At 64.2% G+C, this 25,038-nt stretch carries 29 protein-coding genes and 1 pseudogene; 20 read left to right on the top strand and 10 right to left on the bottom strand.

Annotated features, from left to right (window positions below):
* Positions 1-111: 111 nt before the first annotated feature.
* From G6N73_RS20915 to G6N73_RS20930, 5 genes are read left to right on the top strand one after another with little or no spacing between them, the layout of a single operon-like run.
* On the top strand, positions 112-1,557 hold the full coding sequence (locus tag G6N73_RS20915) for a multicopper oxidase family protein (RefSeq protein WP_246252340.1): 1,446 nt from the start codon (positions 112-114) through the stop codon (positions 1,555-1,557).
* Positions 1,558-1,586: 29 nt separating this feature from the next.
* Complete coding sequence (locus tag G6N73_RS20920; protein ID WP_165031114.1) at positions 1,587-2,027, top strand: DUF411 domain-containing protein; 441 nt, start codon at positions 1,587-1,589, stop codon at positions 2,025-2,027.
* A gap of 10 nt (positions 2,028-2,037) precedes the next feature.
* Positions 2,038-2,163, top strand: coding sequence for a hypothetical protein (locus tag G6N73_RS38015; protein ID WP_281352963.1), 126 nt, complete (start codon positions 2,038-2,040; stop codon positions 2,161-2,163).
* A gap of 23 nt (positions 2,164-2,186) precedes the next feature.
* A complete protein-coding gene (locus tag G6N73_RS20925; protein ID WP_246252358.1) occupies positions 2,187-2,624 on the top strand; it encodes a c-type cytochrome in 438 nt (145 codons plus the stop codon).
* Positions 2,625-2,679: 55 nt separating this feature from the next.
* Positions 2,680-3,372, top strand: a complete 693-nt coding sequence (locus G6N73_RS20930; protein ID WP_165031117.1) for an SCO family protein — start codon at positions 2,680-2,682, stop codon at positions 3,370-3,372.
* Between the two features lie 105 nt (positions 3,373-3,477).
* Here the strand turns inward: G6N73_RS20930 and G6N73_RS20935 are convergent, their stop codons facing one another.
* Entirely contained in the window at positions 3,478-3,882 is a 405-nt protein-coding gene (locus G6N73_RS20935; RefSeq protein ID WP_246252343.1) for a MerR family transcriptional regulator, read from the bottom strand.
* 166 nt (positions 3,883-4,048) lie between these two features.
* Here G6N73_RS20935 and G6N73_RS20940 point away from each other — a divergent pair, with 166 nt between their 5' ends.
* The 5 genes from G6N73_RS20940 to G6N73_RS20955 all read left to right on the top strand — a co-directional run bounded on the left by G6N73_RS20940 (position 4,049) and on the right by G6N73_RS20955 (position 7,525).
* Positions 4,049-4,444 carry a mercuric transporter MerT family protein gene (locus G6N73_RS20940; protein ID WP_165031121.1) on the top strand — a complete coding sequence of 132 codons (396 nt, stop codon included), beginning with the start codon at positions 4,049-4,051 and terminating at the stop codon, positions 4,442-4,444.
* A 14-nt stretch (positions 4,445-4,458) separates the two neighbouring features.
* Positions 4,459-4,743, top strand: a complete 285-nt coding sequence (locus tag G6N73_RS20945) for a cation transporter (RefSeq protein ID WP_165031123.1) — start codon at positions 4,459-4,461, stop codon at positions 4,741-4,743.
* Positions 4,744-4,785: 42 nt separating this feature from the next.
* The gene (locus G6N73_RS37045; protein WP_246252346.1) at positions 4,786-5,016 is read left to right on the top strand and encodes a GDCCVxC domain-containing (seleno)protein; all 231 of its coding nucleotides are present in this window, start codon (positions 4,786-4,788) and stop codon (positions 5,014-5,016) included.
* Positions 5,017-5,026: 10 nt separating this feature from the next.
* The gene (locus tag G6N73_RS20950; protein WP_165031125.1) at positions 5,027-6,373 is read left to right on the top strand and encodes an FAD-dependent oxidoreductase; all 1,347 of its coding nucleotides are present in this window, start codon (positions 5,027-5,029) and stop codon (positions 6,371-6,373) included.
* A gap of 504 nt (positions 6,374-6,877) precedes the next feature.
* Entirely contained in the window at positions 6,878-7,525 is a 648-nt protein-coding gene (locus G6N73_RS20955) for a protein-L-isoaspartate O-methyltransferase family protein (RefSeq protein ID WP_343044686.1), read from the top strand.
* A gap of 86 nt (positions 7,526-7,611) precedes the next feature.
* Here the strand turns inward: G6N73_RS20955 and G6N73_RS20960 are convergent, their stop codons facing one another.
* Both G6N73_RS20960 and G6N73_RS20965 read right to left on the bottom strand, forming a co-directional pair.
* Positions 7,612-8,244, bottom strand: coding sequence for a Vgb family protein (locus tag G6N73_RS20960; protein ID WP_165031129.1), 633 nt, complete (start codon positions 8,242-8,244; stop codon positions 7,612-7,614).
* A gap of 108 nt (positions 8,245-8,352) precedes the next feature.
* Positions 8,353-9,573: a helix-turn-helix domain-containing protein gene (locus tag G6N73_RS20965; protein WP_165031131.1), complete on the bottom strand. Its 1,221-nt coding sequence runs from the start codon at positions 9,571-9,573 to the stop codon at positions 8,353-8,355.
* A gap of 116 nt (positions 9,574-9,689) precedes the next feature.
* On the opposite strand from G6N73_RS20965, the gene G6N73_RS20970 reads away from it, so the two are divergent.
* Together G6N73_RS20970 and G6N73_RS20975 are read left to right on the top strand one after the other, a co-directional pair.
* On the top strand, positions 9,690-10,502 hold the full coding sequence (locus G6N73_RS20970; protein WP_165031133.1) for a DUF899 domain-containing protein: 813 nt from the start codon (positions 9,690-9,692) through the stop codon (positions 10,500-10,502).
* Between the two features lie 36 nt (positions 10,503-10,538).
* Entirely contained in the window at positions 10,539-10,781 is a 243-nt protein-coding gene (locus G6N73_RS20975) for a hypothetical protein (RefSeq protein WP_165031135.1), read from the top strand.
* Positions 10,782-10,823: 42 nt separating this feature from the next.
* On the opposite strand, the gene G6N73_RS20980 is transcribed toward G6N73_RS20975, so the two are convergent.
* The 5 genes from G6N73_RS20980 to G6N73_RS21000 all read right to left on the bottom strand — a co-directional run bounded on the left by G6N73_RS20980 (position 10,824) and on the right by G6N73_RS21000 (position 15,686).
* A complete protein-coding gene (locus G6N73_RS20980) occupies positions 10,824-11,420 on the bottom strand; it encodes a DUF922 domain-containing Zn-dependent protease (RefSeq protein ID WP_165031137.1) in 597 nt (198 codons plus the stop codon).
* Between the two features lie 120 nt (positions 11,421-11,540).
* On the bottom strand, positions 11,541-12,830 hold the full coding sequence (locus G6N73_RS20985) for a DUF2778 domain-containing protein (protein WP_206078995.1): 1,290 nt from the start codon (positions 12,828-12,830) through the stop codon (positions 11,541-11,543).
* Positions 12,831-13,110: 280 nt separating this feature from the next.
* Positions 13,111-13,308: a hypothetical protein gene (locus G6N73_RS20990; protein ID WP_165031139.1), complete on the bottom strand. Its 198-nt coding sequence runs from the start codon at positions 13,306-13,308 to the stop codon at positions 13,111-13,113.
* A 119-nt stretch (positions 13,309-13,427) separates the two neighbouring features.
* Positions 13,428-14,729, bottom strand: coding sequence for a metal-dependent hydrolase family protein (locus G6N73_RS20995; RefSeq protein ID WP_165031199.1), 1,302 nt, complete (start codon positions 14,727-14,729; stop codon positions 13,428-13,430).
* Between the two features lie 426 nt (positions 14,730-15,155).
* Positions 15,156-15,686: a flavodoxin domain-containing protein gene (locus G6N73_RS21000; protein ID WP_165031141.1), complete on the bottom strand. Its 531-nt coding sequence runs from the start codon at positions 15,684-15,686 to the stop codon at positions 15,156-15,158.
* 123 nt (positions 15,687-15,809) lie between these two features.
* Between G6N73_RS21000 and G6N73_RS38335 the strand changes: the two genes are divergently transcribed.
* Complete coding sequence (locus G6N73_RS38335; protein WP_343044687.1) at positions 15,810-16,361, top strand: c-type cytochrome; 552 nt, start codon at positions 15,810-15,812, stop codon at positions 16,359-16,361.
* Here the strand turns inward: G6N73_RS38335 and G6N73_RS21005 are convergent.
* Together G6N73_RS21005 and G6N73_RS21010 are read right to left on the bottom strand one after the other, a co-directional pair.
* Positions 16,350-16,733 carry a hypothetical protein gene (locus tag G6N73_RS21005; protein ID WP_206078996.1) on the bottom strand — a complete coding sequence of 128 codons (384 nt, stop codon included), beginning with the start codon at positions 16,731-16,733 and terminating at the stop codon, positions 16,350-16,352. The genes G6N73_RS38335 and G6N73_RS21005 overlap by 12 nt on opposite strands.
* A complete protein-coding gene (locus tag G6N73_RS21010) occupies positions 16,730-17,302 on the bottom strand; it encodes a hypothetical protein (RefSeq protein ID WP_165031143.1) in 573 nt (190 codons plus the stop codon). The genes G6N73_RS21005 and G6N73_RS21010 overlap by 4 nt, the downstream gene beginning before the upstream one ends.
* Positions 17,303-17,630: 328 nt before the next feature.
* Between G6N73_RS21010 and G6N73_RS21015 the strand changes: the two genes are divergently transcribed.
* The 7 genes and pseudogenes from G6N73_RS21015 (at position 17,631) to G6N73_RS21040 (ending at position 25,021) form a co-directional block, all read left to right on the top strand.
* Positions 17,631-19,070, top strand: coding sequence for an IS1182 family transposase (locus G6N73_RS21015; protein WP_165031145.1), 1,440 nt, complete (start codon positions 17,631-17,633; stop codon positions 19,068-19,070).
* A 353-nt stretch (positions 19,071-19,423) separates the two neighbouring features.
* Entirely contained in the window at positions 19,424-19,912 is a 489-nt protein-coding gene (locus tag G6N73_RS37050) for a hypothetical protein (RefSeq protein WP_246252349.1), read from the top strand.
* Positions 19,878-21,137: a DNA-packaging protein gene (locus tag G6N73_RS21020; protein WP_246252363.1), complete on the top strand. Its 1,260-nt coding sequence runs from the start codon at positions 19,878-19,880 to the stop codon at positions 21,135-21,137. Before G6N73_RS37050 ends, G6N73_RS21020 begins: the two co-directional genes overlap by 35 nt.
* A 149-nt stretch (positions 21,138-21,286) precedes the next feature.
* Complete coding sequence (locus tag G6N73_RS21025; RefSeq protein WP_165031149.1) at positions 21,287-22,543, top strand: phage portal protein; 1,257 nt, start codon at positions 21,287-21,289, stop codon at positions 22,541-22,543.
* 106 nt (positions 22,544-22,649) lie between these two features.
* Positions 22,650-22,934, top strand: a pseudogene (locus G6N73_RS21030) (DUF6107 family protein); the annotation flags it as partial.
* A 160-nt stretch (positions 22,935-23,094) separates the two neighbouring features.
* Positions 23,095-23,772 (top strand): HK97 family phage prohead protease, encoded by a 678-nt coding sequence (locus G6N73_RS21035; RefSeq protein WP_165031151.1) that lies wholly within the window; start codon positions 23,095-23,097, stop codon positions 23,770-23,772.
* 1 nt (position 23,773) lies between these two features.
* Positions 23,774-25,021, top strand: coding sequence for a phage major capsid protein (locus G6N73_RS21040; RefSeq protein ID WP_165031153.1), 1,248 nt, complete (start codon positions 23,774-23,776; stop codon positions 25,019-25,021).
* Positions 25,022-25,038 lie beyond the last annotated feature (17 nt).

The following is a 25,038-nucleotide window of genomic DNA, read 5'->3' on the forward strand; positions in this document are numbered from 1 at the left end:
TGCGGATGAACGGCTGACTTTCAGGATGGTTGATCCATGTCCAGATTTCCTATGCCGGCGCTGACGCGTCGAGCCTTTGTTGCATCGGCGGCCGCAGGGGCGGCGAGTGCAATGTTGCCTTTGCTCCGGCAGCCCGGGGCCAATGCCGCGGCTATGCGCGAGGTCCGGTTGCGGGCCGCGCCGGGCCGAACGCAGCTTGCGCCGGAACCGTTCGGCGAGACGTCGGCGTGGTGCTATAACGGGACTGTCCCCGGCCCCGAAATCCGCGTCCGCCAGGGCGAGCGCTTGCGGGTGGCGGTGGAGAACGGCCTTGCCGAAGAGACAACCGTGCACTGGCATGGCGTGCGCGTGCCGAACGCCATGGACGGCGTGCCGCATCTGACCCAGGCGCCGATCGCGGTGGGCGAGCGCTTCGTCTATGAGTTCGACGCGGTCGACGCCGGCACGTTCTGGTATCACCCGCACCAGCGCGGCTTCGAGCAGGTCGGGCGAGGGCTTTATGGTCCGCTGATCATAGAGGAGCCGGAACCGATCCGGGTCGATCGCGATGTGACCTGGGTGCTCGGCGACTGGCGGCTGATGAAATCGGGCGAAATCAGCGACGATTTCGGCAACCGGCACGACATTCATCACAATGGCCGCGTCGGCAATACGGTTACCATCAACGGCCGCGTGCCGGACAGCTTTGCCGTCAGGAAAGGCGAGCGTATCCGCCTGCGGCTCATCAACACCGCGAATGCCCGCATCTTCAGCCTGGACTTTGCAGGCCATGAGCCGATCGTCATCGCGCTCGACGGCCAGCCGGTCTCGCCGCACGCACCGGACGGCGGACAGGTGGTGCTGGGGCCGGCCATGCGCGCCGATCTGATCGTCGACATGACGGGTGAGCCGGGCAGCCGGGCCTCGATCGTCGACAGGTTCTATCAGGGGCTCGAATACCGGCTGGTCGATCTCGCCTATGCCGACGCACCGCTTCGGGAGCGGGCGCCGGACTGGCCGATGGAACTGCCGGCCAATCCGCTGCCGGAGCCGGACCTCAACACCGCGTCCCGCAACGAAGTTGTCCTCACCGGCGGCATGATGGGCGAAATGGTGGCCCAGGACATGGGCGAGAGCGTGGGCCCGGGCGCGCCGGGCGGCATGATGGGCGACATGAAGCCGGGCGGCATGATGGGCGACATGAATTCGATGATGGGAGGGATGATGCGGATGATGAACTCCGGCGCCGCCTGGTTCATCAACGGCGTCGCCGCCGATGAAGGCAGCCATGTGATGAAGCCGATGCTGACCCTCGCACGGGACAAGAGCCACGTCATCGCCATGACCAATGCGACGGCGTGGCATCACCCGATGCATCTGCACGGCCACTCGTTCCGGGTGATTTCCCGCAACGGCCAGCCCACCCGCCGCCGCGAATGGCAGGACACGGTGCTGGTTTCGCCACGCGAGAAGGTCGAGATCGCCTTCGTCGCCGACAATCCAGGCGACTGGATGTTCCATTGCCACGTTCTCGAACACCAGGCGGGCGGCATGATGGGCGTCATCCGCGTCGCCTGAACATCAGAAATCTGAAAGGAGAAACCGACATGTCCAATATCCTGAAAACCCTAGTCCTCGCTTCCCTGCTCTCAAGCGCCGGTCCGGCGCTGGCGGGCGAAAAGGACGTCACGCTCTACAAGAACCCGCAATGCGGTTGCTGCGAGGGCTATGCCGATTACATGCGTGAAAACGGCTTTGCCGTCACCGTGAAGCCGACGCACGATCTTTCCGCCATGAGCCGCGAGGCCGGCATTCCCGACAACGTGCAGGGCTGCCATCTCTCCTTCATCGACGGCTATGTGGTAAGCGGCCATGTGCCGGTGGGAACGGTCAACAAGCTTCTCACCGAACGCCCCGACATCAAGGGCGTAACGCTGCCAGGCATGCCCATGGGTTCGCCCGGCATGAGCGGCACGAAGGAAGCGCCTTTCGAAATGCTGGAAATCCAGAAATCCGGTGGCGTCGGCGGCGTCTACGCCACGGAATAGGAGCGGTCCGATGATGATGGAAGGCATGAGCGGCACGATGATGTTCGGCATGGGCCTGGTGTGGCTGCTTGTCGTCGTCGTGCTCGTCCTGGCGGCTGCCGCACTGGTCAAATATCTGTTCTTCAGCGGCAGATGAGAAGGACGGCTGTTTTCTTGTCGATGTTCGGCGTTGCCGCGGCTGGTCTGGGGTTGGCCTGGACATGGCCCTGGCTCGCCGATCGGATGGCGGGCGACGCCGCCACGATTGCGCGAGGCGAGACGCTCTATGCCGAGCGCTGCGCGTCCTGCCACGGCGCAAAGCTCGAAGGGCAGCCGAACTGGCAAAGCCCGCTGCCTTCAGGGAGGTTGCCGGCGCCGCCGCACGACGCTTCCGGCCACACCTGGCACCATCCCGACGGCGTGCTCTTCCGCATCACCAGGGAGGGGACGGCGGCCGTTGTCGGCGGCGGTTACGAAAGCGACATGCCGGGGTTCGAGGGCGTCCTCGGCGACGAGGACATCCGGGCCATTCTCGCTTTCATCAAGAATACATGGCCGGAGCGGGAACGCGCCTATCAGGCGCAGATGAGCCGCCGGGAACGGGAGAAGACACAGTGAGAACAGACCTGATTGCTTGCGCGGCACGCGCACTTTGGCGGAGAGAGCTATGACAATGAAAACGAAACTCTTCCTTCTTGCGCTGTCTCTGCTGCCGGCTCTTGCGCTGCCCGCGTCGGCTCACCATCCGGGAGCCGATCTCGATAAGGTCATGGGCAGCGAAGAGAAATTCTTCCAGGTGATCGACGAGCCGGCCGCGCCGCCCTTCGAACTGGCGAATGCCGATGGCAAGGTCGTCCGGCTATCCGATTTTTCCGACAAGATCGTCGTGCTCAATTTCATCTTCGCGAGCTGCACGGATTTCTGTCCGATTCATTCGGAGGTGATCGCCGACATTCAGGAAAAGATCAACGCGACGCCGATGAAGGACAGGGTGCAGTTCCTGACCGTCACGACCGATCCGGCCAAGGACACGGCGGCCGTGCTCAAGGACTATGGTCCGGCGCATGGGCTGGACGCGGAGAACTGGATGTTTCTCACCACGCTTCCCGGCCAGCCGGAGGACGCAACGCGAAAACTGTCGGAGCAATACGACGTCCGTTTCGAACCGCTGGAGGACGGTCAGCAGATGCACGGCGCCGTCACGCATGTCATCGATCGCGGCGGGCGCTTTGCCGCGAAATTCCACGGCTTGCGCTTCGATACGCTCAACATGGTCCTCTACATCAACGGCCTCACCAACAATGTCGGGAAACCGGCGAAGCCCGAGCCCGGCTGGTGGGACAGGCTGAAGGCGATGTTTCAATGAGCCTGGCTTGAGGCAAGGCCGTCTAGGGCGGGGCGCTCAGCAGCGCTCGCCATTGTCGCCGCCTCGCAATCGGTCAGGTCGAATATCAACCCGCCATCGCGGGCTTTATCCGCGACTGAGGATTTCGATAATCGGACAGTCGGGCGCAGTTCCGCCCTCGCAACGCGCGGCGGTTTCGGCGAGCGTCCGCTCCATGCGCCGCAGGTCGGCAATCTTGCGCCGGATGGTCTTCAAATGGGCCAAGGACGCTTCCTGGACCTCGCCGCAGCTATAGCCGCCCTCGACCATGCCCAGCAGGTTCCGGATTTCGTCCAGGCTGAAACCGAGTTCGCGGCTGCGCCGGATGAAAACAAGCCGCTTCAGATGGACATCGGAATAAACCCGGTGGCCACCTCCGGTTCGGGGCGGCGGCGGCAGCAGCCCGATCCTTTCATAATACCGCACCGTCTCGATGTTGACGCCTGTGCAGTGCGACAGTTCACCGATGCCAAATTCTTGATAGGCGGCCAAGAAAGTTCTCCTTGCATCTGTAGCGGCTACAGATTGTAGAAGCTCCGGCACAGGGTCAAGGAGCATTCCGATGAACGCACCAAAGCGTGATGGATGCGGGGCTTGAACCTGTAGCTGCTACAGGTCGCATATTGGCATTTGAGCAGGACCGGAAGGTGACGATGCGATGGACACTCGAAGCGAAACCATACAGGCGACAGGCACGGCCGGCCAGGCCGCCCGGCAAGGACTGGCCGTCACCGGAGGGCTGCTGGGAGGGCTTGCGGCCATGTCATGCTGCATCATGCCGCTCGTGCTGTTCAGCCTCGGAGCTGGCGGCGCGTGGATCGGCAACCTGACGGCGCTGGCGCCTTATCAGCCGATCTTCGTCACCATGGCCCTCGGCTCCATCGGCTACGGATTTTGGCTCGTCTATCGCAGGCGGGAGGCTTGCGCCGATGGCGACGCCTGCGCTCGCCCCTTGCCCAAGCGCTCTGTCAAGCTGGGGCTTTGGGCCGCGACGTTCATGACCGCCGCTGCCCTGGCTTTTCCGTTCGTTGCGCCGATCCTGCTTGAAATCTGAACCGGAGAATAGAGATGCACCAGACACTTTCCCTCGCGGTGGCGGCGCTCCTGCTGACCGCCTATCCGATCGCTGCTGGCGAAAAGACAATTACGCTTGCGGTAGAGAACATGTCTTGCGCCTCTTGTCCGTACATTGTGAAACAGTCGCTCGCCGGGGTGCAGGGAGTGATCCACGCCGAGGTATCCTTCGAGAACAAGACGGCCGCCGTGACCTTTGACGACACGCAAACGGACCTGGCCGTCATCACTGCGGCGACGGCCGAAGCAGGCTTTCCGTCGCATCCCACGTACGAATGACGGAACACCTGCGGCTTTACGCATTTTGGAGAAGTAGCCGACATGACGGACCTGCAGAGCACTATTACCTGCCCGCAATGCCGGCATCGGGAAACCGAAACAATGCCCACCGACGCCTGTCAGTTTTTCTATGACTGCAAAGGCTGCGGAACGCTGCTGCGTCCCAAGCAAGGCGATTGTTGCGTATATTGTTCCTACGGCTCGGTCGCGTGCCCGCCGATGCAGGAAGCGCGGGGAAACGGCTCGTCGGGGAACTGTTGCGCAGCCTCATAGGTTGGAGGCCGTGGCACAGCAATTCGATCTTGCCGTGATCGGCACGGGAACCGCGGCGCGTGGGACTGCGTTGCGAATCCGTGCGGCCGGATGGTCCGTCGCGGTCATCGACAAAAGACCCTATGGCGGTACTTGCGCTCTTCGCGGCTGCGACCCGAAAAAGATGTTGGTCGGCGGGGCTTCCGCCATGGATCACGCAAGACGCATGCGGGGAAAAGGGATCGCGGGCGCACCGCATATCGACTGGCCCGAGCTGATGGCTTTCAAGCGCAGCTTCACCGATCCGGTGCCGGAGAACCATGAGAAGAGCTATGCCGACAAGGGCATCGCGACTTTCCATGGGCAAGCCCGTTTCATCGGCCCCAACAGCGTCGATGTCGAAGGCGCCGAGCTTGAAGCACGGCGCTTCCTGATCGCCACGGGCGCCAAACCGAAGGCCTTGGGCATACCGGGCGAAGAACATCTGATCACAAGCGAGGGGTTTCTTTCCCTCGAGGCGCTGCCGCCACGGATAGTATTGGTCGGCGGCGGCTATATCGCGGCCGAGTTCTCGCACATCGCCGCGCGAGTCGGAGCCCAGGTGACAGTCCTGCAACGCGGCGAACGCATGCTGAAGCATTTCGATCCCGATCTGGTCGGCTGGCTTATGGAGAAATTCCGTGCGGTCGGGATCGACGTCAGAACCGGAACCACCGTTGAAGCGATCGAGAAGATCCAAGATGGATTTCGTGTCACTGCTTCGGCGGGCGGTCGACAGGTGATCGTGGCGGCCGATCTTGTCGTGCATGCGGCGGGCCGGGCGCCAGACATCGACGGCCTCGATTTGGCGCGGGCCGGGATAGCCGCCAAGGGCGGGCGGCTGGAGCTCAACGAATACCTGCAAAGCCGTACCAATCCGGCAGTCTACGCGGCGGGCGATGCGGCTCTTTCAGGACCGCCGCTCACGCCCGTATCGAGCCACGATGCCAGAGTGGTGGCCGGCAATCTGCTGGACGGCAATCGGCACAGGCCGGATTATCGCGGGGTGCCGAGCGTCGCCTTCACTATCCCGCCGATCGCCGCTGTCGGCCTGAGCGAAGCGGATGCCCATGGGCAGGGACTCAAGTTTCGCACGAAGTCGCAGAAAGCCTCGGACTGGTTCACCGCGCGGCAAGCCGCCGAGGATGTCTACGGATTCAAGGTCATGGTCGAGGAGGACACGGAACGGGTTCTCGGAGCGCATCTCGTCGGACCGCATGCCGACGAGGTCATAAACCTGTTCGCGCTCGCAATACGGCACGGCCTGACCGCCGCCGCGCTCAAGCAGACCATGTTCGCCTATCCTACAGGCGCATCTGATATCGGTTACATGCTTTAAGGTGTGTTGATATTCAGGTGATGCCGGCCTGCAAATGGCAGCTTTCTGCGCTTCCGGTACTCACGTACCCAAATGTACGCTCCGTTCCGGTTCTCGAAATCTGCCATTTTGGTCGCTTCGCGCCCTCTTCGATTCCGGCTCGGCCTGACCTGAATCTCAACACACCTTAGTGTGCCCGAAGCGCGGGAAGCGGCTCGTCAGGGAACTGTTGACCTCATTTCCTGAAGCGAATTCTGGAATATGATCATTCTTCCAATTCCCGCTCGATTCTTGCTGGGAGGCCCCGTGTCGTTCGTATCCGATCTCTCGCACGCCCGACGATCCTATGCCGAGGAGTTGAGAGTCGTCGCACCCGTATTGCGGAACGAAGCGGTTGTCGAAGCTTTCGCCACCGTCCCTCGTGAGGCGTTCGCGGGGCCTGGCCCGTGGCTCATCCTTCCGCCATTCAGCAACGAGACATCGTTCCGGTCGCCGAGCGAGGATCCCCGTTGGCTCTATCACAACGTGCTGGTCTCGATCGACGAAGCCCGGGATCTCAACAATGGGCAGCCCAGCCTCTGGGCGCGGCTTTTCGATTCCCTTGACCTGACGCCGGGCACGCGCGTGCTGCAGGTGGGCGCTGGTACTGGCTATTACAGCGCCATCCTTGCAGAGCTCGTCGGTCCGACCGGACGGGTAACGGCTGTCGAATACGATGGCGTACTGGCTGCGCGCGCGCAGGCGAACCTTGCCACCTGGCCGCAGGTCGAGGTTGTAGCGGCTGACGGCACACTGCACGATGCCGGTGAGGTCGATGTGATCATCGTCTTTGCCGGGGCGACCCATCCGGCAACCCTTTGGCTGGATCGCCTGGCGGAGGGTGGACGATTGCTGTTGCCCCTTACGGCAGCGAAAGGCCGTGGCTTGCTGCTGAAAGCCACGCGCAGGGGCGCTTGGTTCGAAGCCGAATCTCTCGGTCCTTGCGGGTTCTTCCCGTGTTTCGGGCTGCGAAACGACAGAGCCGCGGAATGCCTTGCCCGCGCGATCAGAGACTTGAAAGGCACTCCGGTTCCGATCAAAGCTCTCCATACCGGAGCGCCTCCGGAAAACGCGGATCACGTCTGGTATGCTGGGCCAGGATTCTGGCTCAGTCGCGAACCGGTTGAAGCGTAGCTTGTTCTGGCATCCCGACGCGCACGCGATGGGGCTGTCGGTTTCGGACCGGTGCGGATTTCGAAGTCGCTGCCGGCCACGAGGTTTCATGCGGGTCGGCGGATGACTCTTACCTTCCCGCTGTTTCCCCCGCCGCAGAAGAGCTGATCGCCGCCATCCGATTCCAGCCCCGACACGCCCACGCCGGGCGGCATATCGAGCTTCTGCAGAACCGCTCCTGTTTCGGGATCGAGACGCCGCACATCGCTGCCGTCGCCGTCCCAGGTTGCATGCCAGAGTTCGCCGTCCACCCAGGTGACGCCCGTGACGAAACGATTGGACTCGATGGTGCGCAGAACGGCGCCCGTTTGCGGATCGACCTGGTGGATCCTGCTGCCGCGATGCTGCCCGACCCAGAGCGTCCCCTCCGCCCAGGCAAGGCCTGAATCACCGCCGCCTCCAGGCGCGGGGATGCTGGAGAGGACATCGCCGGTTGCGGGGTCGATCTTCTGGATGCGGTCCTCCGCGATCTGGAAGAGGTGCTGGCCGTCGAAGGCCGTTCCCGCATGCGCGGCGACGTCGATGGCGCGCACGATTTTTCCGTTGGCGGGGTCAAGAGCGTTCAGCCTGTCGCCGGATGCGAACCAGACGTGTTCGCCGTCGAAGGTGAGGCCGTGCACCTCGTCGACGTCCGGAAACGGACCATATTCCCTGAGGATTTCGGCTTGAGATTGCTTCATGTGTTCATTCCCACGGTGAGAGTCTGTTTGGAAACTCCACTCTGGCGGTCATCTCGCAATAGCGAGTTTCGAAACAGACTATGAGGACCAGATTGACAGGGACTGACCCTAGCTGCTTGGCAGCGGACCGGGGAGTAACAATGTCGTCGGGAATCCCGGCACGGGCGGGGTCATCCAGCGGCGCGCCCGCCCGCGGCCGAACGACTGCACCTTGCCCGCTCCCGTAAGCTGTTCAAGCGCCCGCTGCACGGTGCGCGGGCTGGCGCCGAGCGCAATCGCCAGAGCCGAGCTCGACCACGACTCGCCGTCGGCGAGGAAGGCGAGGACTGTTGCATGCCGCTCTTCGACGGGCGGCGCCAGCACGATGACCTCGTGAGCGTGCCGCGGCGCCAGCGCAAAACCCCGGTCGGTCGCGTTCACCTCCGCCAGCGCGAGAAGCTCGGAGCGCAGCCGCCCGATCTCGACCCGCAACCGGGCACGATGCGATTCGTCGGCGTGCTTGCCCCGGAAGGCACGGCGGACGAGCACCTCCCTTGGCGCGTCGCCAGGCCACCCTTCGGCCAGCGCCCGCGCCAGAGAAAACAGCACCGGACGGGTCGCAAGCGAGACCACCGTGCCCGCGTCGCGGACAACGTTGCGGCAGGCGTCCATGACGAGCGCGCCGGAGGTCAGCAGTGCCTCGACCTCTTCGAGCAGGAGGGGGCGTTCCCCGCCATCCGCGATCAGGCGCGCCGCCGGCCGGGTCATCAGGAGGGAGACGCTTTCGACCTCCGCCGTCAGCCTGGGAATACCCGCCACCCGCGCCGCGTGCTCGGCCCGGGCGAGCGCCGCGCGCGCGATTTTTGTCTGAACGCGCCGAATTGCGATTCCCGCTGCCGCCAACTCATAGCCGGCCCTCAAGGCGGGTGGGAGCGGCGTGGGGTCAATGAGGGAAAGCAGGCGCTCGGCCTCATTGAGGCGGCCGATCAGGAGCAGGCGCCGGGCCGCGAGTGTCCCTGCATGCGCGGCGTTGACATGGTCCTCGTGCTTTTCGAGCGCCGCCCGCGCCGTGTCGAGCGCCTTGGCGGGCCAGGTGAGGTCACGCGAGACGAGTGCGATCTCGGCCTCGGCGACGACACACCGCGCGCGGGCCACTACGTCCCTGGAGCCGAAGGCGCGCGCTGCGCTCTTGAGGAGCGACTTCGCTCGAACGAGATCGCCGAGCTGCGCCATCGCGATGCCCCTGAGCGCGAGCGCCGGGGCATCGTCGCGCAGGGCAACCCGCTTCAACGCGCCAAGAGGATCGCCTGCCGCAAGCGCGCGCGCCGCGGCCGTGATCAGCGAGTCCATCGGAATCCCGTCACACTTGTTACTCTCGTCATTTGCTGTCCGTCACTAACCTACCTCTCGATAACCAGCCAGCACGTCGCACCGGCAATGGTGCACGCAACCATCGGAGAAGAACCATGACGGCACATTTGACAGGCACACGTGAAGAGTGGCTTGCAGCGCGGCTCCAACTGCTCGAGGCGGAGAAGGAACTGACGCGGCGCAGCGACGAACTGGCGCGGCGGCGGCAGGAATTGCCGTGGGTCCGCATCGAGAAGGAGTACCGGTTCGAGACCGACGAAGGAAGCGCCTCGCTCGCGGACCTCTTCAAAGGGCGCTCGCAGCTCCTCGTCTACCACTTCATGTTCGGCCCCGACTACACGGCCGGGTGCCCCTCATGCTCGTCGATCGCCGACGGATTCAACGGCGTCGTCGTCCATCTCGAGAACCATGATGTCGCCTTTTCGGCCGTATCGCGTGCGCCGCTGGAAAAGCTGCAGGCATTCAAGCGGCGGATGGGCTGGACCTTTCCCTGGGCTTCCGCCGCCGCCAGCGACTTCAACCGCGACTTCAGCGTCTGGTTCACGCAAGAGGAGCAGCGCCGCGGCGGCATCGAATACAACTTCCGCCGCGAGCCGGCGATGGCCGATCTGGCGTCGAAGGAGCCGCTGGTCGGCGGCGCCATGCAGGAATGGAAGCTGCGCGGCGGCGAAGGCCCGGTGGCGCAGATCGCGGCGATGACCGGCACCGACGTGGCCACCTACACGCGCGAGAGACCGGGCCTGAGCGCCTTCGTGCTCGAGGACGGCGTGGTCCATCACACCTATTCCAGCTATGCGCGCGGAGTGGACGGCATATGGGGCATGTACCAATGGCTCGACCGCGCACCCAAGGGGCGCAACGAGAACGGCATCTGGTGGCGCCGCCACGATGAATACGGCCAGGGCTGACGTTCGATATCTCTGCGCCCCGACAGCGCCAAAGCGATGCCGGTAAGACCTGCCGGCGATCCACGCGACCGGCCTGCCGCGCGACGCGCGGCGGACCGGCTGTCGCTTGCGGCCGCGCCGACCTTCGCGACCATGGCGCTGCTTACGGGCGTTCCTGGCGGCGGGGATATCTGCTCGGCCGCGCAAGGAGCGTGGCCGCTGAGTGGAATGGTCCCGATGTATCTGCTGATGAGCGCCTTCCATTCGGCGCCCTGGCTGAAACTTGTCTCCAGCCGATGAAAGCGGCGCCCGCCGGCCGCAATCCGGCGGGCGCACAGCCTTCTACCGGCCGTTCACCAGGTTGAGGATGAGCTGGTGGACGGCGCCGCCATTGCTGAGCTCCACCCGGTCGAAATCCCGGCTCTTCTGACGTTGCGCCAGCGACAGCGCCGAGAGGCGTTTCGTCATCTCGGTCCTGATCTTGCGGCATTCCGGGTCGTCGGGGACGGACAGGCCGACAGTGGCGGCCTCGATCGCCTTCACCATGTCGACGATGAATTCGCCATGCACCTTTTCATGGGCGCGCACGCCGGCTGAAAATTTCTCCCAGAGTTTGTTCGTGGCGGCCGGGAGCTTTTCGGCGGGTTTTGGCAGCCTGTAGGTGATGATGAGCTTCGGCCGCGCCGAGACCAGCGTGCAGGCGCCGTCCCTGGGTTCGTATTTGCGCTGCCAGGTCAGCTTGAAATCGGTGTAGGCGATGGCGCGGCCGATGCCGGCTTTCGGGCCGCGCTCGCCGATCGAGGCGTAAAGCTCGGGGCCGGACTTGCCGGCGACGGCGTAGGGCTCGACCTTCTCGACCGCCTGCCACTCCGCAAGGGCGGCGGTCGGCGGGGAGGCGAGGGCGATCGCCAGAAGCAGAAGTGGGAGGGTGGATTTCAAGCGATTCCCCGCAGGCTGGTTGCGCGCGGCAGACTAGGGGGAGCGCCGAAGGGTTTCAATCGGCCACTCACACCCAACAGGAGGTCCGACGCGGCTGGAACCGGACGGGGCGCTGCCCCGTCAGATGCGCTTGCCGTTGGAGGCAAGCATGGTTCCTCGTCCGCCGCTCGGCACCACGACCAGTTGCTTGATCTTGCCCTTTTTGAAGGCGTTGAGGAAGCGGTCGTAGTCCTTGAAGGCGACGCAGCCATGCGATTCCGCCCGTCCGCCGCGCAGCAGGTAGCTGTGGGTGAGGAAACCGTCGCGGCCGTGCTTGTTCCTGCCGTCGACGGGCAGCATGCGGATCGCCTCGACGCCGTGGAAGCGTTTTTCCCGCATTTTGAGGTTGTAGGTGTGCGGCGGGGTCGGCCCGTTCATCTTGACGTGCGCGTAGCGCGGGTTGTCGGCCATCTTGCCGATGCCGGAATGGGCCTTGAGCACGCTCCCGTCGGGCATGTAGACCTTCGCCGCGCTGATGTCGTAGACGGCGACGCCATTTCCGGCCCTGGCGCCGCCGCCGAACAGGCTCCTGAGCGACTTACCGAAACCGCCGCGCGACTTGCTCTCGGACGGATCGGACGGCCGCGCATAAGCGAGCTTCTGCTGCTTCGGCTTTTCGCGCTCTACGGCCTTCGCCGCCGCCGGCTCCTCGGCCTGCCGGGTTTCGGGTTTGCTGGCCTGCGCGTCCGGCTTGCCGTCGGACGGCCGAGGCTGCGGCACCGGATGAGCCGGAAGGTCCGCAAGATCCGGCAGGGCGGCTGCGTCGTCCTCGATGTCCAGGTTCGGATTCCCGGCGAGGTCTTCCTCCGACGGCTCCGCCAGCAAGGCCGACAACGCCGCGCCGGCAGCGCTCGGGGAGGGGTTGGCATAGGCCAGCAGGGGCTGAGCGGTCGTGCCGGCGGGCAGCGACACAAATCGCTCCGGCGTGGGCGCGGCGGCCTTCGCGGCCGCGCGGTGCGATTTGGCGGAAGCGGATTTATCGAAGAGGCTGGCGAGTTTCTCGGACGTCAGAGCGGCTTTCTTCACGACGGCGTCGAAGCGCGCTGCAGTGCTCGCATCGGCCTCTACCGCAAGGCGGGCGGATTTCGCATGGCCGGCGGAAAGGCTCGCGGCCATGAAGGGCCGGCTGCCGGCGGAGACGCTTGCGGCCAATACGACCTGAGCCGCCGTGGCGCGCAGCCGGGCCGCCTTGGCGGCCGCGGTGTCCGGCAATCGCGGCTGCAGCCTTTGGGCTTGGAACTGCGGTTTGGGCAGGAAGCTGGCCGGGCCGAAAACAACGGAACTGCCCAGCGCGACCGTTCCGGCCACCGACCACACGGCCGCGACGGCGAAGGCGACGCCGAAGGAAGTGACCAGCAGTGGACGAAACATGCGGCGCAAAAACCGCACACGAGAAACTTTACTCACCAACACATACCCAAGCCGGCAAATCCCGCAAAAAGGTCTCAGGTCGGCAAGCGACCGCAACTGCGTGACGTCCGGATTGTCCCCATCTTGAACTACTGATCAGAAAGGATGGGCAAATATGGTTAAATTTTGCTTTGCGGGAATTCGATCTGTTCGGAGAGGCGTTTTTTTGAACCAAAGCAGGTTTCCGACGGCCAAATGGCGTCAGGAGTAAAGAGGAACAGCGGCGCGAGGGGTAACGCTCTCAGGCGCCTTCGTTGCGTCTGACGATCTTCATCACCAGGATGACAATGCCGACCGCGAGGAGGGCGACCCCGGCCGCGATGAGCCAGGCCGACGCGGACCTGTAGCCTTCCGCCGCCAGCAGGAAGCCGAAAACGAGCGCAACCAAAGCGCCGAGCTTGTTGATCAGGGGGTGCGTTCTTTCACCGGAGACGGCCATGCTGAACCTCCGCGCATGAGATTTAGTCTACCCGCTAGCTCTGCAGAGTAGCGCTCGGGGAAGGGATAGTCGAGTTAGCCTCGTTGCAAATCCCGGGTCATGGCAGGTCCAGTTATTCATCACTCGGCCAGCGTGTTCTTGTGGATGACGCCGTCCTTCATGATGATCTTGAAGTTGTTGGCCGGATCGGCCACCAGGTCGAGGTTCTCCAGCGGATTGCCTTCGACGAGCAGGAGGTCGGCGAGCGCGCCTTCCTCGACGACGCCGAGCTTTCCCGGATAGGGGTTGCGCTTGCCGGACAGCGCCAGCAGTTCGGCATTGGTCCCGGTCGCCATGGCAAGCGCTTCGGCGGGCGTGTACCAGCGGGTGAGCGAGGCGAGGATTGCCCCTTGCTGCGCCGCCATCGCGCGCGAGAACAGGACGTCGGTGCCCCACGCCGTCTTGATGTCGTACTTCTTCGCGAGTTTGTAAGTCCTATCGATACCGGGCCATACCTCGTCCGCCTTGGCCCGCTCGACCGAGCCCTCCCGGAGGCCTGTCCTCATCATTTCGTGAAGCGGCTGCAGGCTAAGCCAAACGCCTTTTTCGGCTATCAGCTTGGCGTCCGCCTCGCTCATGAGGAAGCCGTGTTCGATGCACTTCACGCCGGCCGCGATGGACATTTGGACCGCTTCCGACGTGAAGGCGTGCGCGGCGACGTAGGTGCCCCAATTCTCGGCAATTTCGACGGCCGCCCGCAATTCGGGCGCGGTGAAGGTGGTGACGTCGAGCGGGCTGTGGGGCGAAGATACGCCGCCGCCCGCCGTCACCTTCAACAGCACGGCCCCTTGCATGAACTGCTCGCGGGCACGCAAACGCACCTCGTCGGGGCTGTCCACGACGATGCTGCCGCCGTTTATCTCCATGGGGGTGAACAAGCCCGGCTTCCGCGGCAGGTCGCTCATCTGGCGGAAATCGCCATGTCCGCTGGTCACGGTGATCATGGCGCCGGAGGGATAGATGCGCGGCCCCTCGATGATGCCCTGGTCGATCGCGCGCTTGAGACCGAACGCCGGTCCGCCCACGTCGCGAACGGTGGTGAAGCCGCGCATCAGCGTATCCGTCGCCTCGTCGCCGGCCGCGAGAGTGGCGAAGCCGATGTCGTTCATCGTCTCTGCCGGGCCAGTCGCGATCAGCATCGCGTGCCAGTGCGCATCGATCAGCCCCGGCATCAGCGTTCGCCCGTTCCCGGCAATGCGCTGCGCGCCCTCGGCCGCGATCGGACTTGTCGAGATCTGAGCGATCACATTGCCCTCGACCAGCACATTCGACGGAGCCGATAGCGCGGCGCCTTTTCCGTCGAAGATGCGGACGTTTTCGAAAAGCACGTTATCGGCGGCCGCGGTGGCGCAAAGTCCGAGCAGGAGAGCCGCCGCAAGCATTTCTCGGCCTGAGCGAAGCATCATGAAAGCTGCGCGGGCAGGAGAGAAAACGGCTGCGGCGCAGGACACGGCATGCGCCACGGCCTCACGCAGTTCGAAAGATTTGGGATACACGACGCTTCTCCGGCTTCGGGAGGTCACGGCACAAGAAGAAGTTGTAGCGGTCGCGTGGATGGGGGGCAAGGCGAATTGGCTTTTCGTGTTGGAGGGCATGGTCGGTATTGCCGCCTTAGATTCGCCGTTTGACCGGAATGAGCAAGAAGCGCCAATAACCGGTCATTCCGCTCGCTTCTCAACAGCGGTCGTTCGCACGACCCGTTCGAACGTCGGCGTCGCCAAGCGTAGCGCCGATCCGCATTGCCGTAATGGATGGCAATCATGAAGTGACGGACGGCGAGCCCTTAATCGACTTTGGCACTTCCTTATCTAGCCGGCCGTCTCAAGAAATCGATCAACGAAGTCGGCGAGAGCGTTCCAGTCAGTGAACTCGTGATCGCGCTCGGGGCTCGCAGCACCGCTGCGCTTCATGACGATGAATTTGACGACCTGCTCTTGGAAGTAGTCGTATTCGGTGAAGCGCAAAGCACCCCCGAGAAGGAGTGTCATGCGTGGCTGCCACCCCACCACTGAGACAAAGCGATCCACATATTTCTGCGCTTCCGTCTTTTCGTCTTCCAGCACGGCCGAGAGACTGACAGATATAAGGGCTGAAGGCTTGCTGTTCAGCAGCTCGTGATGCGCGAACACAAAGTTTGTGATGGTGTCTTGGTGGTGCTCGTGGTGGACCGACGCGGCAACAATGAACGCGTCGAAGGCTCCAAGTTTCAAAACAGATTCGAGCGCTGCGCTATCACGCAGCTCGACCTGGTGCCCGCGCTCGCCGATATGCGTTGCCGTCCATGCGGCAATTTTCCGGGTCTGCCCTTCGGTCGTTCCATAGACAATCAGAACGTTCACGATATCCCTCCGACAACAGAAGAGACATTCAAAGGGGACAGTCGATACGGCCGTCCCGGCATGGGGTGTGACCCGCGGCCTTCCACCCTTCCAGCTCTGATTTAACTCAGAGTCGCCTAAGTGATGCCGCGGGTCCGTAGGCCATGTTTCACCGGCAATCTGGTTCGCCTCCTGGATTCCATTCGCTTGAACGGTTCACCATCGCGCGTCGCCAGTCTGTCTCCGCATGACGACGGAAAAGTACCGACAGGGGCGCTCGGTTGCCTTGATCTGAATCAATGCTCAACCAATGTGTCGTCGTCGGCACCGGCGGCCCAGGCACAAGACATTCGACAAGGGCGCCAGCTCGCGTTTGAGGTCTGCGCATCCTGTCATGCCGTCCTCCCTGGGCAAGCTCTGTCCCCGGTTGAAGAAGCGCCCAGCTTCGAAGCGATCGCCATGACTCCAGGGATGACCGCAACGGCGCTCCATGTCTGGCTCACGGCCCACGAACATCCCACCATGCCGAGGATAATACTCTCGCACCAAGAAGTTCGGGACGTGTCGGCCTATGTTCTGGGCCTGCGGGATTTAGTTAGAGGCTGTCCTCAATCAAGGGCACCATGCCCTCCCGCAGGAGGCCTCTCGTTGGCGGTGCGCGCGAAAGCGACTAAGACCGCCTGCTTAGAGAAATAGGCCCCAGAAAGGTGGAAAGGTCAGCAGGAATCCGATCGCCAGCAAGACAAAGGCTGCGAGATTGACGGCTCCCATGTTCACCGTTTCCCTGCCCCAGAGGCGAGACAAGCCGTACCAGGCCACAAGCCAGACGATGATCGCGACTGTCGATTTGCCAGACAGAGGACCGGCCGGATTATAGAAATTCAACGCACCTTTAAGGGTCGTCGACACTTCGGCGCCAAGGGCGAAGACGCCGATGGCGGCAGATCCGATGCCCGCAGCCAGAATGGCCGCCGCGCCAGGACCGTTCGGGATATTCTCAATCGGTCCCTCGCCAGATCTCACGGCACGGTCGCGGATTTCCGTCATGGAGTCCTGGATCTTTGTCATGGATTTTTTCCTTCCATCAGGACGATCACTTCGCCGCCGCGAATTGGAGCGTACTTGTTCAAGAACGCGCCGAATGCGCCCGCGATGCCCGTAGCGACGAATGCGGCCACGGCGAAAGCCAGCACGCCGATCCGCATGTTCCGGTGTTGGATGATCGCTCGCTTGTATTTCCAGGTCACGTAGGCGACCATGGTCATGGCGATCGGCGCCAGCCATGCCACGTGCTCTTTCCATTCCATGCCCACGTTATGCCATTCGGATGTCTTCCCGCTCGACAGGAGCAAGCGCCGCGGATACTCGGACAGATCGGCGATGTCGGCTGGTGGAACTGCTCGATACCATGGATAGATGATGTAAGTACCCGAGAACACGGTTAGCCAGGCCAGAATGACCATCGCCGCCAAATAAAAACCGAGCACCGTTTGCGCTCTCATGCTCATTGCCGACGGCGCCCCGGGAGCCGAGATGCGATAAAGTTCGACCAACGCGCCGGAGAACGCCAGCATGAACAGGGCTCCAAACCCCATTCCGTGCAGAACCGTCGCGAGGTCATGTGTTGTGATTTCCATGACAGACCTCGTTACGTCAGTTGATTTTTCAGGTTCCGCCTTGTCGCGCTCAGGCGCTTTGATTCGGATCAAATTCCCCAAAGGAATGTTTGCCGGATTCGACCGTTCGGAAGTCCGCTCCTGTCGCCATCCTTAGCCCAGTGGGATTGAAGCTCACGCAACCTTGACAAGCGCGCTTTCAGCTCCATCGCAGGGTCGAGGCCGTGAATTCCCGCGAACGTCCGCTTCCGGACAGCAATATCAGCTCAGGAAGGTCCGGATCGGGTCGAGCCTGTGTGGAAAGACGTTGATTTGATAAAGTGATTCCCGATCAGCGAGGGGAGTCGGGATGAAGCGGTTTGTCGAGGGCGAGGATCGCCGGCAAGCGACGCTGCTTCCCGAGTGCCTGGACGATTACGTGACGCAGGACAATCCGGTCCGGGTCATCGAAGTCTTCATCGACGAACTCGACCTCGGCGCCATGGGCTTTGCCGGGGTCGTGCCGGAAGCGACCGGGCGGCCTGCCTATCATCCCGCGACGCTGCTGAAGATCTATCTCTACGGCTATCTCAACCGCATCCAGTCGAGCCGCCGGCTCGAGCGGGAGACCCAGCGCAACATCGAGCTGATGTGGCTGACCGGACGGTTGATGCCGGACTTCAAGACGATCGCCGACTTCCGCCGCGACAATGGACCGGCGATCCGCGCGGCCTGCGCCCAGTTCGTCGTGCTGTGTCGCCAGCTCAATCTGTTCACCCGGGCCGTCGTGGCCATCGACGGGAGCAAGTTCAAAGCCGTCAACACCCGCGACAAGAACTTCACGGTGACCAAGGTCGCCAAGCGCATCGAGCAGGTCGAGGCCAGCATCGCGCGCTACCTGGCGGCGCTCGACCGTGCCGACCGGCAGGACGATGATGTCGCCGAGGCCAAGACGGTCCGCCTCAAGGAGAAGATCGAGGGCCTGCGGCGGCAGATGCAGTCCCTCAAGGAGATGGGCAAGCAGGTCGAGGCCGCGCCTGACAAACAGGTCTCCCTGACCGATCCCGACGCCCGGTCGATGGCGACCAGCGGCAAGGGCACCGGCATCGTCGGCTACAATGTCCAGATGGCCGTCGATGCCGAGCACCATCTGATCGTCGCGCACGAGGTCACCAATATTGGCAGCGACCGGGCGCAACTGACCTCGATGGGGCAACGGGCGCGGGATGCTACCGGGTGCGAAGAGATCACGGTGCTGGCCGACCGCGGCTATTACAACGGCGACGAGGTGCTGGCCTGCGAGGGCAGCGGAGTTTTGCCCTGCATTCCCAAGACGCAGACATCCGGCAACGCCAAGCGCGGCCTCTTCACCGTGGCCGATTTCATCTACGACGCCGGGAATGACCGCTACACCTGTCCGGCCGGCAAGCACCTGACCAGAGGAAAGGTGCGCTCAGACCGCCGGGACGATATCGACCACTATCGCAATCTCACGGCCTGTTCGTCCTGCGCGCTCAAACCCAGATGCACGCCCGATAAGCACAAGCGCCTGAAGCGCTGGGAACACGAAGGCGTCCTCGACAAGATGCAGGACAGGCTCGATCGCCTGCCGGACGCCATGACCATCCGCCGGCAGACCGTCGAGCACCCGTTCGGAACGCTCAAGGCGTGGATGGGCAGTACCCATTTCCTGACCAAGACCCTCGAAAACGTCAAAACCGAGATGAGCTTGCAGGTGCTCGCCTACAACATGAAGCGCATGATCAACATCTTCGGCGTCAAGCCGCTGATGACGGCAATCGCCGCCTGATCGCGCCCCCGACCGCCAGCGGCCTCATCGCTGCCATGCTCGAAACAGCGGCAGTCATACGCAATCTGCAATCGCGTTTTCACACGACCTCGGTCATAGACGGTCAATAGGACAGGTGGTTAGCTGTCGTGAGGAATAGGAAAATAGTCCTTGACACCGTAACGGTGCTCTGGTAGGTTTTCGCTATCGTCGGAAAAGTGTGGGTGGCGGGACGCCGGGAGCGGAAGTTCGCGGGGGGATGCCTTGTCCCTTTGACCATCGAGTGTGGCGGAACCACCCCCACCCCTAACCCCTCCCCGCAAGGGGGAGGGGGACTTGCGACACCGCTGAAACCACAACCAGGAAAAAACATCATGCCGAGACGTGGGCCGCTTGCGCGGCAGCGGGCGCTGCGTGCGCTCGCCGAAGGAGCCAGGGCGACAACCGAACTTTTGGCCGACGCCACCGGGCGTTCGCATAGGGCGCTGAGGCTGGAAGCCGAGCGCGAAGGCTGGCGGCTCGACCGCGCGCCGCACTCCGACATTGCGCTGCGCGTGCGGACGATCGCCGCCGGACTGCTGGAAAAGGTCGAGGCGATCGGCCGCGCGGCGCTGGAAGAGGGCGGCAAGATCGACAAGGCCGAACTCGAAGGCGTGGTCGTGATGATCCGCGGCCTCGACAAGATCGGCGAAATCATGCGGCCGGAAGAAGCCGCCAAAGAGGATCAGAACAGGCGCGATGAAGACCTGGCGGACGTACTCCAGCGCATCAACGAACGGATTGTCGAACTCGCACGCGAATTCGCTCACGAGATTTGTGCGCGTGAATCTGGGGCTGGCCGGCGCGGATCTGGTCAAGGATGAATGGATCCGGAGCACGCGCAAGAATCAATATCCGCTGCTGCAGGGAGAACCCGCGACCTGGGTGGTGACGGGCGGGCGCGGCGCGGGCAAGACCAGGCTGGGCGCCGAATGGGTGAACGGGCTGGTGCGCGGGCTGCCGCCTTTCAGCTTAAACAAGCGCAAATACAAGCGGATCGCGCTGGTGGGCGACACGCTGGGCGATGTGCGCGAGGTGATGATCGAGGGGCCTTCGGGCATCCTGACCATCTCGCGCGCGCCCCGGCCGCGCTTCGAGGCCAGCCGGCGCAGGCTGGTGTGGGACAATGGCGCGGTGGCGCTGATGTTTTCCGCCGAGGATCCGGAGAGCCTGCGCGGGCCGCAATTCGACGCCGCCTGGTGCGACGAGCTGGCCAAGTGGAAGAATGCCGAGGCGTGCTTCGACATGCTGCAGCTGGGCTTGAGGCTCGGCGATCTGCCGCGGCAGCTGATCACCACGACGCCGAAGCCGCTGAAGCTGTTGAAGCGGCTGATCGCCGACCCGGCCGTGCCGGTGACGACGATGCGGACCGGCGACAATGCGAAGAACCTGGCGGCGGGTTTCTTGAGCGCGGTGGAGCGGCGCTATGGCGGGACGGTTCTGGGCCGGCAGGAGCTGGAAGGCGAGCTGATCGAGGACCGCGAGGACGCGCTGTGGTCGCGCGAGATGCTGGAGAGCGGGCGGCTGGAAAATGTGCCGGAGCTTGGCCGCATCGTGGTGGCGATCGACCCGCCGGCGAGTTCGCGAAAGACCTCGGACGCTTGCGGCATCGTGGCGGCGGGGCTGGACGAAGCCGGCCGCGCGGTTGTGATCGCCGATGCGACGGTGCGCGCGGCAAGGCCGCAGGATTGGGCGAACGCCGCGGTGGCGCTCTATCGCCGGCTGCAAGCGGATCTGATCGTGGCCGAGGTGAACCAAGGCGGCGACATGGTGAGCGCGGTGATCCGCACCGTGGACCCGGCGCTGCCGGTGAAGGCGGTACGGGCGCGGCGCGGCAAATGGCTGCGCGCCGAGCCGGTCGCCGCGCTCTACAGCCAGGGCAGGGTGCTGCATGGTGGGCGCTTTCCCGAACTGGAGGACGAGATGTGCGATTTCGGGCCGAACGGGCTGTCCAACGGACGCTCGCCCGACCGGGTGGACGCGCTGGTCTGGGCGGTGAATGAGTTGATGCCGGAGCGGGCGGGTACGCCGAGGGTGAGGGAGTTTTGAAGAGCGAATAGCGAATAGCGAATAGTGAGTAGGGAATAGTGAGTAGCGAATAGCGAATAGCGAATAGGGAAGAAGAAGAAGGACTGAAAACTACTCACTACTCCCTATTCGCTATTCGCTCTTCCCTCATCAACACAGGACAACACACCATGTCATTCAAATGGCCTTGGCCCCGCAATGCGGGGAATGGCGGCGCTTTGCCCGAACGCAAGAGCGGCGGGCAGGGCTTCGTGGCGCTGCATGCGCAAGGCGAGGCGCGCTGGACGCGGCGCGATTACGCCACGCTGGCGCGGGAAGGTTTTATGCGCAACCCGGTGGTGCACCGGGCGGTGCGGCTGATCTCGGAGGCGGCGTCGGCCGTGCCGTGGCTGCTCTATGAGGGCGCGGCCGAACTCGACGACCACCCGCTGCTCAAGCTGCTCGACCGGCCGAACCAGCGCCAGGCCGGCGCTTCGTTCCTGGAGGCGCTGTACGGCCATCTGCTGATCGCCGGCAACGCCTATGTCGAGCTGATCGAGGCCGGCGGCGACATGCGCGAGCTGCATCTGCTCAGGCCCGACCGGGTGTCTGTGGCGACGGATTCGGCCGGCTGGCCGGTGGCGCTCGACTACCGGGAGGGCAGCGCGAAGCGCAGAGTGCCGCTCGGGGCTTCGGCCCTTCGGCAAGCTCACGACTCGGGACAGGCCGCTTCCGCCCTTCGACAGGCTCAGGGCGAGGGCGCCTCGACTGGCTCAGCGGCGCATCTGACGCTGTTTCATCCGCTCGACGATCATTACGGCTTTCCGCCGCTGGAGGCCGCGCTGATGGCGCTCGATACGCACAACGCCGCCGGGCGCTGGAACAAGGCGCTGCTCGACAATTCGGCGCGGCCATCGGGGGCGCTGGTCTATGCGCCGAAGGAGGGCGGCAATCTGACCGACGAGCAGTTCGACCGGCTGAAGGCCGAGCTCGAAGAAGGCTATGCGGGCACGACCCGCGCCGGCCGGCCGCTGCTTCTGGAGGGCGGGCTGGACTGGAAGGCCATGGGCATGACGCCCAAGGACATGGATTTCATCGAAGCGAAGCATTCCGCGAGCCGCGACATCGCGCTGGCCTTCGGCGTGCCGCCGATGCTGCTCGGCATTCCCGGCGACAATACCTACGCGAACTACCAGGAGGCGAACCGCGCCTTCTACAGGCTCACCGTGCTGCCGCTGGTGGCGCGCACGGCGAAGGACCTGTCGGCCTGGCTGGCGCCGGCCTTCGGCGGAGAGCTCAGGCTGTGGTTCGACGCCGACCGCATCGAGGGGCTGGCGGCCGAGCGCGACGCGCTCTGGGCGCGGCTCGGGGCGGCGGAGTTTTTGAGCGACGACGAGAAGCGGGAGGCGGTTGGGTATGGGAGGGGGAGTAGGGGAGTAGGGGAGTAGGGGAGTAGGTTTTGCCCCTCACTGCCGGCCCAGGTTACGGGCGTCAAAGTCCTATTCCCTTACTCCCCTATTCCCCTACTCCCTCCCAAAAATCCGGAGTCATCCAATGACAGAATTCACCGATGCGGCCTGGCTGTGGGCCGCGAAAGGTGCTGGCGCGGTTGCCGGTTCGGCGATCTCGCTGGCCTACATTCTGCCGCGCGAGCGGCGCGAGGCGGCGGCGCGTTTCGCCGTCGGCGTGGTGTGCGGCCTGGTGTTCGGCGGCACGGCCGGGCTGAAGATCGCGAACGAACTCGGCATACGCAACGCCATCGGGGCGAACGAGATCGTGCTGATGGGTTCGGCGATCGCCAGCCTCTGCGCCTGGTGGCTGCTGGGCTTTGCCAGGCGGGCGCTCGACCACAGCGCCTTCGAGCGCGTCTTTCTGGAGCGCGACCCCGAAAGCCCGGACCGGCTTTCGGGGCGGATCATACGCAGGCTGAGAGCCACGGAGCGCCCCTTGCCCGCGCAAGGGACGCAAGACGCGGAGAAACGGGAAGGGGAGGGCGTCGATGAACGCTGAACAGATGGCCGGCTTCACCGAACGGAAGTTCGTCGGCCTGGCGCTCGACAGGGTGGACGAGCACGGCGCGTTCTCGGGCTATGCCAGCCTGTTCGGCCGCGTCGACCTCGGCAAGGATCTGGTCGAGCGCGGCGCTTTCGCCAGGTCGCTGAAGACGCGCAGCGCGGCCGGGATAAGGATGCTGTTCCAGCACGATCCGGCCGAGCCGATCGGGGTTTGGACCGAACTCAAGGAGGACCAGCGCGGGCTGCATGTGCGCGGCAGGCTGAACACCGATGTCGCCCGCGCCCGCGAAGTGCTCAGCCTCATGCGGGGCGGCGCGCTGGACGGGCTTTCGATCGGCTTTAGCGCGGTCAGGACAAAACGCGACCCGGCGACCGGCGTGCGCCGCATCATCGAGGCCGACCTCTGGGAGATCTCGGTGGTGACCTTCCCGATGCTGCCCGGCGCCCGCATCGACACGGTCAAGGGGCGGCCGCGGCCCACATTTCCCGATTTCCAGCGCTGGGTGAGACGCCAGACCGCGCTGGCGAGGCTCGACGCCGGCAGGGCTGCGGCCAAGGGCGCCTTCCCCAACGGGCGGCGCTCCAGGGCGGAACTATCACGAAGGCTGGCGGAAAGGATCCGCGCGGCGACACGCATGATCAACATGAGAGGAAACAGCTGATATGACTGACCTGCAGAGCACCGGTCCGCTCGAAACGAAGGCGGCGGACGCCGATTTGAACGACGCGTTCGGCGAGTTCATGACGACCTTCGAAACGTTCAAGGAAGCCAATGACGAAAAGCTGGCGCAGCTGGAAAGGCGCGTCGGCGGCGACGTCGTGACCACCGAGAAGGTCGAGCGCATCCAGCGCGCGCTTGATGAACAGAAGCGTGCGCTCGACCATTTGTCGCTGAAAAGAGCGAGGCCGGCGCTGGGCCGCGAAGGCCGCGCCATGCCGAGCGAGCATAAGGGCGCTTTCGAGGCGTATATGCGCAGCGGCGACGACCGGCTCATACGCTCGCTCGACACCAAGGCGATGTCCTACGGCTCCGGCCAGGACGGCGGCTATCTGGTGCCAGACGAGACGGAAGCCGAGATCGGCAAGCGGCTTGCGGCACTGTCGCCGATCCGCGCGATCGCCTCGGTGCGCCAGGTTTCGGCGGCGGTACTGAAGAAGCCGTTCGCGGTCGGCGGCCCGGCGGTGGGCTGGGTGGCGGAGACGGCGGCGCGGCCGCAGACGGCTTCGCCGACGCTCGCCGAACTGCAGTTTCCGACGATGGAGCTCTACGCCATGCCGGCGGCGACCGCCTCGCTGCTGGAGGATGCGGTGGTCGATCTCGACCAGTGGATTTCCGGCGAGGTGGACGCGGCCTTTGCCGAGCAGGAGGGCGCGGCCTTCGTTTCCGGCGACGGCGTCAACAAGCCGAAGGGCTTTTTGAGCTACACCGAGGTGGCGGAGGGGAGCTGGAGCTGGGGCAATATCGGCTACATCGCCACCGGCGTCTCGGGCGCGCTGCCGGCCAGCGATCCTTCGGACATATTGATCGACACGGTCTATGCACTGAAAGCCGGCTACCGGCAGAACGCGGCCTGGGTGATGAACCGCAAGACGCAGGCCTCGATCCGCAAGCTGAAGGACGTCGACGGCAACTATCTCTGGCAGCCGCCGGCGGCCCCGGGGCAGCGCGCCATGCTGATGGGCTTTCCGCTGGTCGAGGCCGAGGACATGCCGGACGCTGGCGCCGATGCGACGCCGGTCGCCTTCGGCGATTTCTCGCGCGGCTATCTGGTGGTCGACCGCACCGGCGTGCGCGTGCTGCGCGACCCGTATTCCGCAAAGCCGTATGTGCTGTTCTACACGACCAAGCGTGTCGGCGGCGGGGTGCAGGATTTCGATGCGATCAAGCTGCTGAAGTTTGGGGTGTCTTAAGGGTCGGCCACCTTCTC

The sequence above is a fragment of the Allomesorhizobium camelthorni genome (assembly GCF_011045125.1).
GTDB classification, from domain to species: Bacteria; Pseudomonadota; Alphaproteobacteria; order Rhizobiales; family Rhizobiaceae; genus Allomesorhizobium; species Allomesorhizobium camelthorni.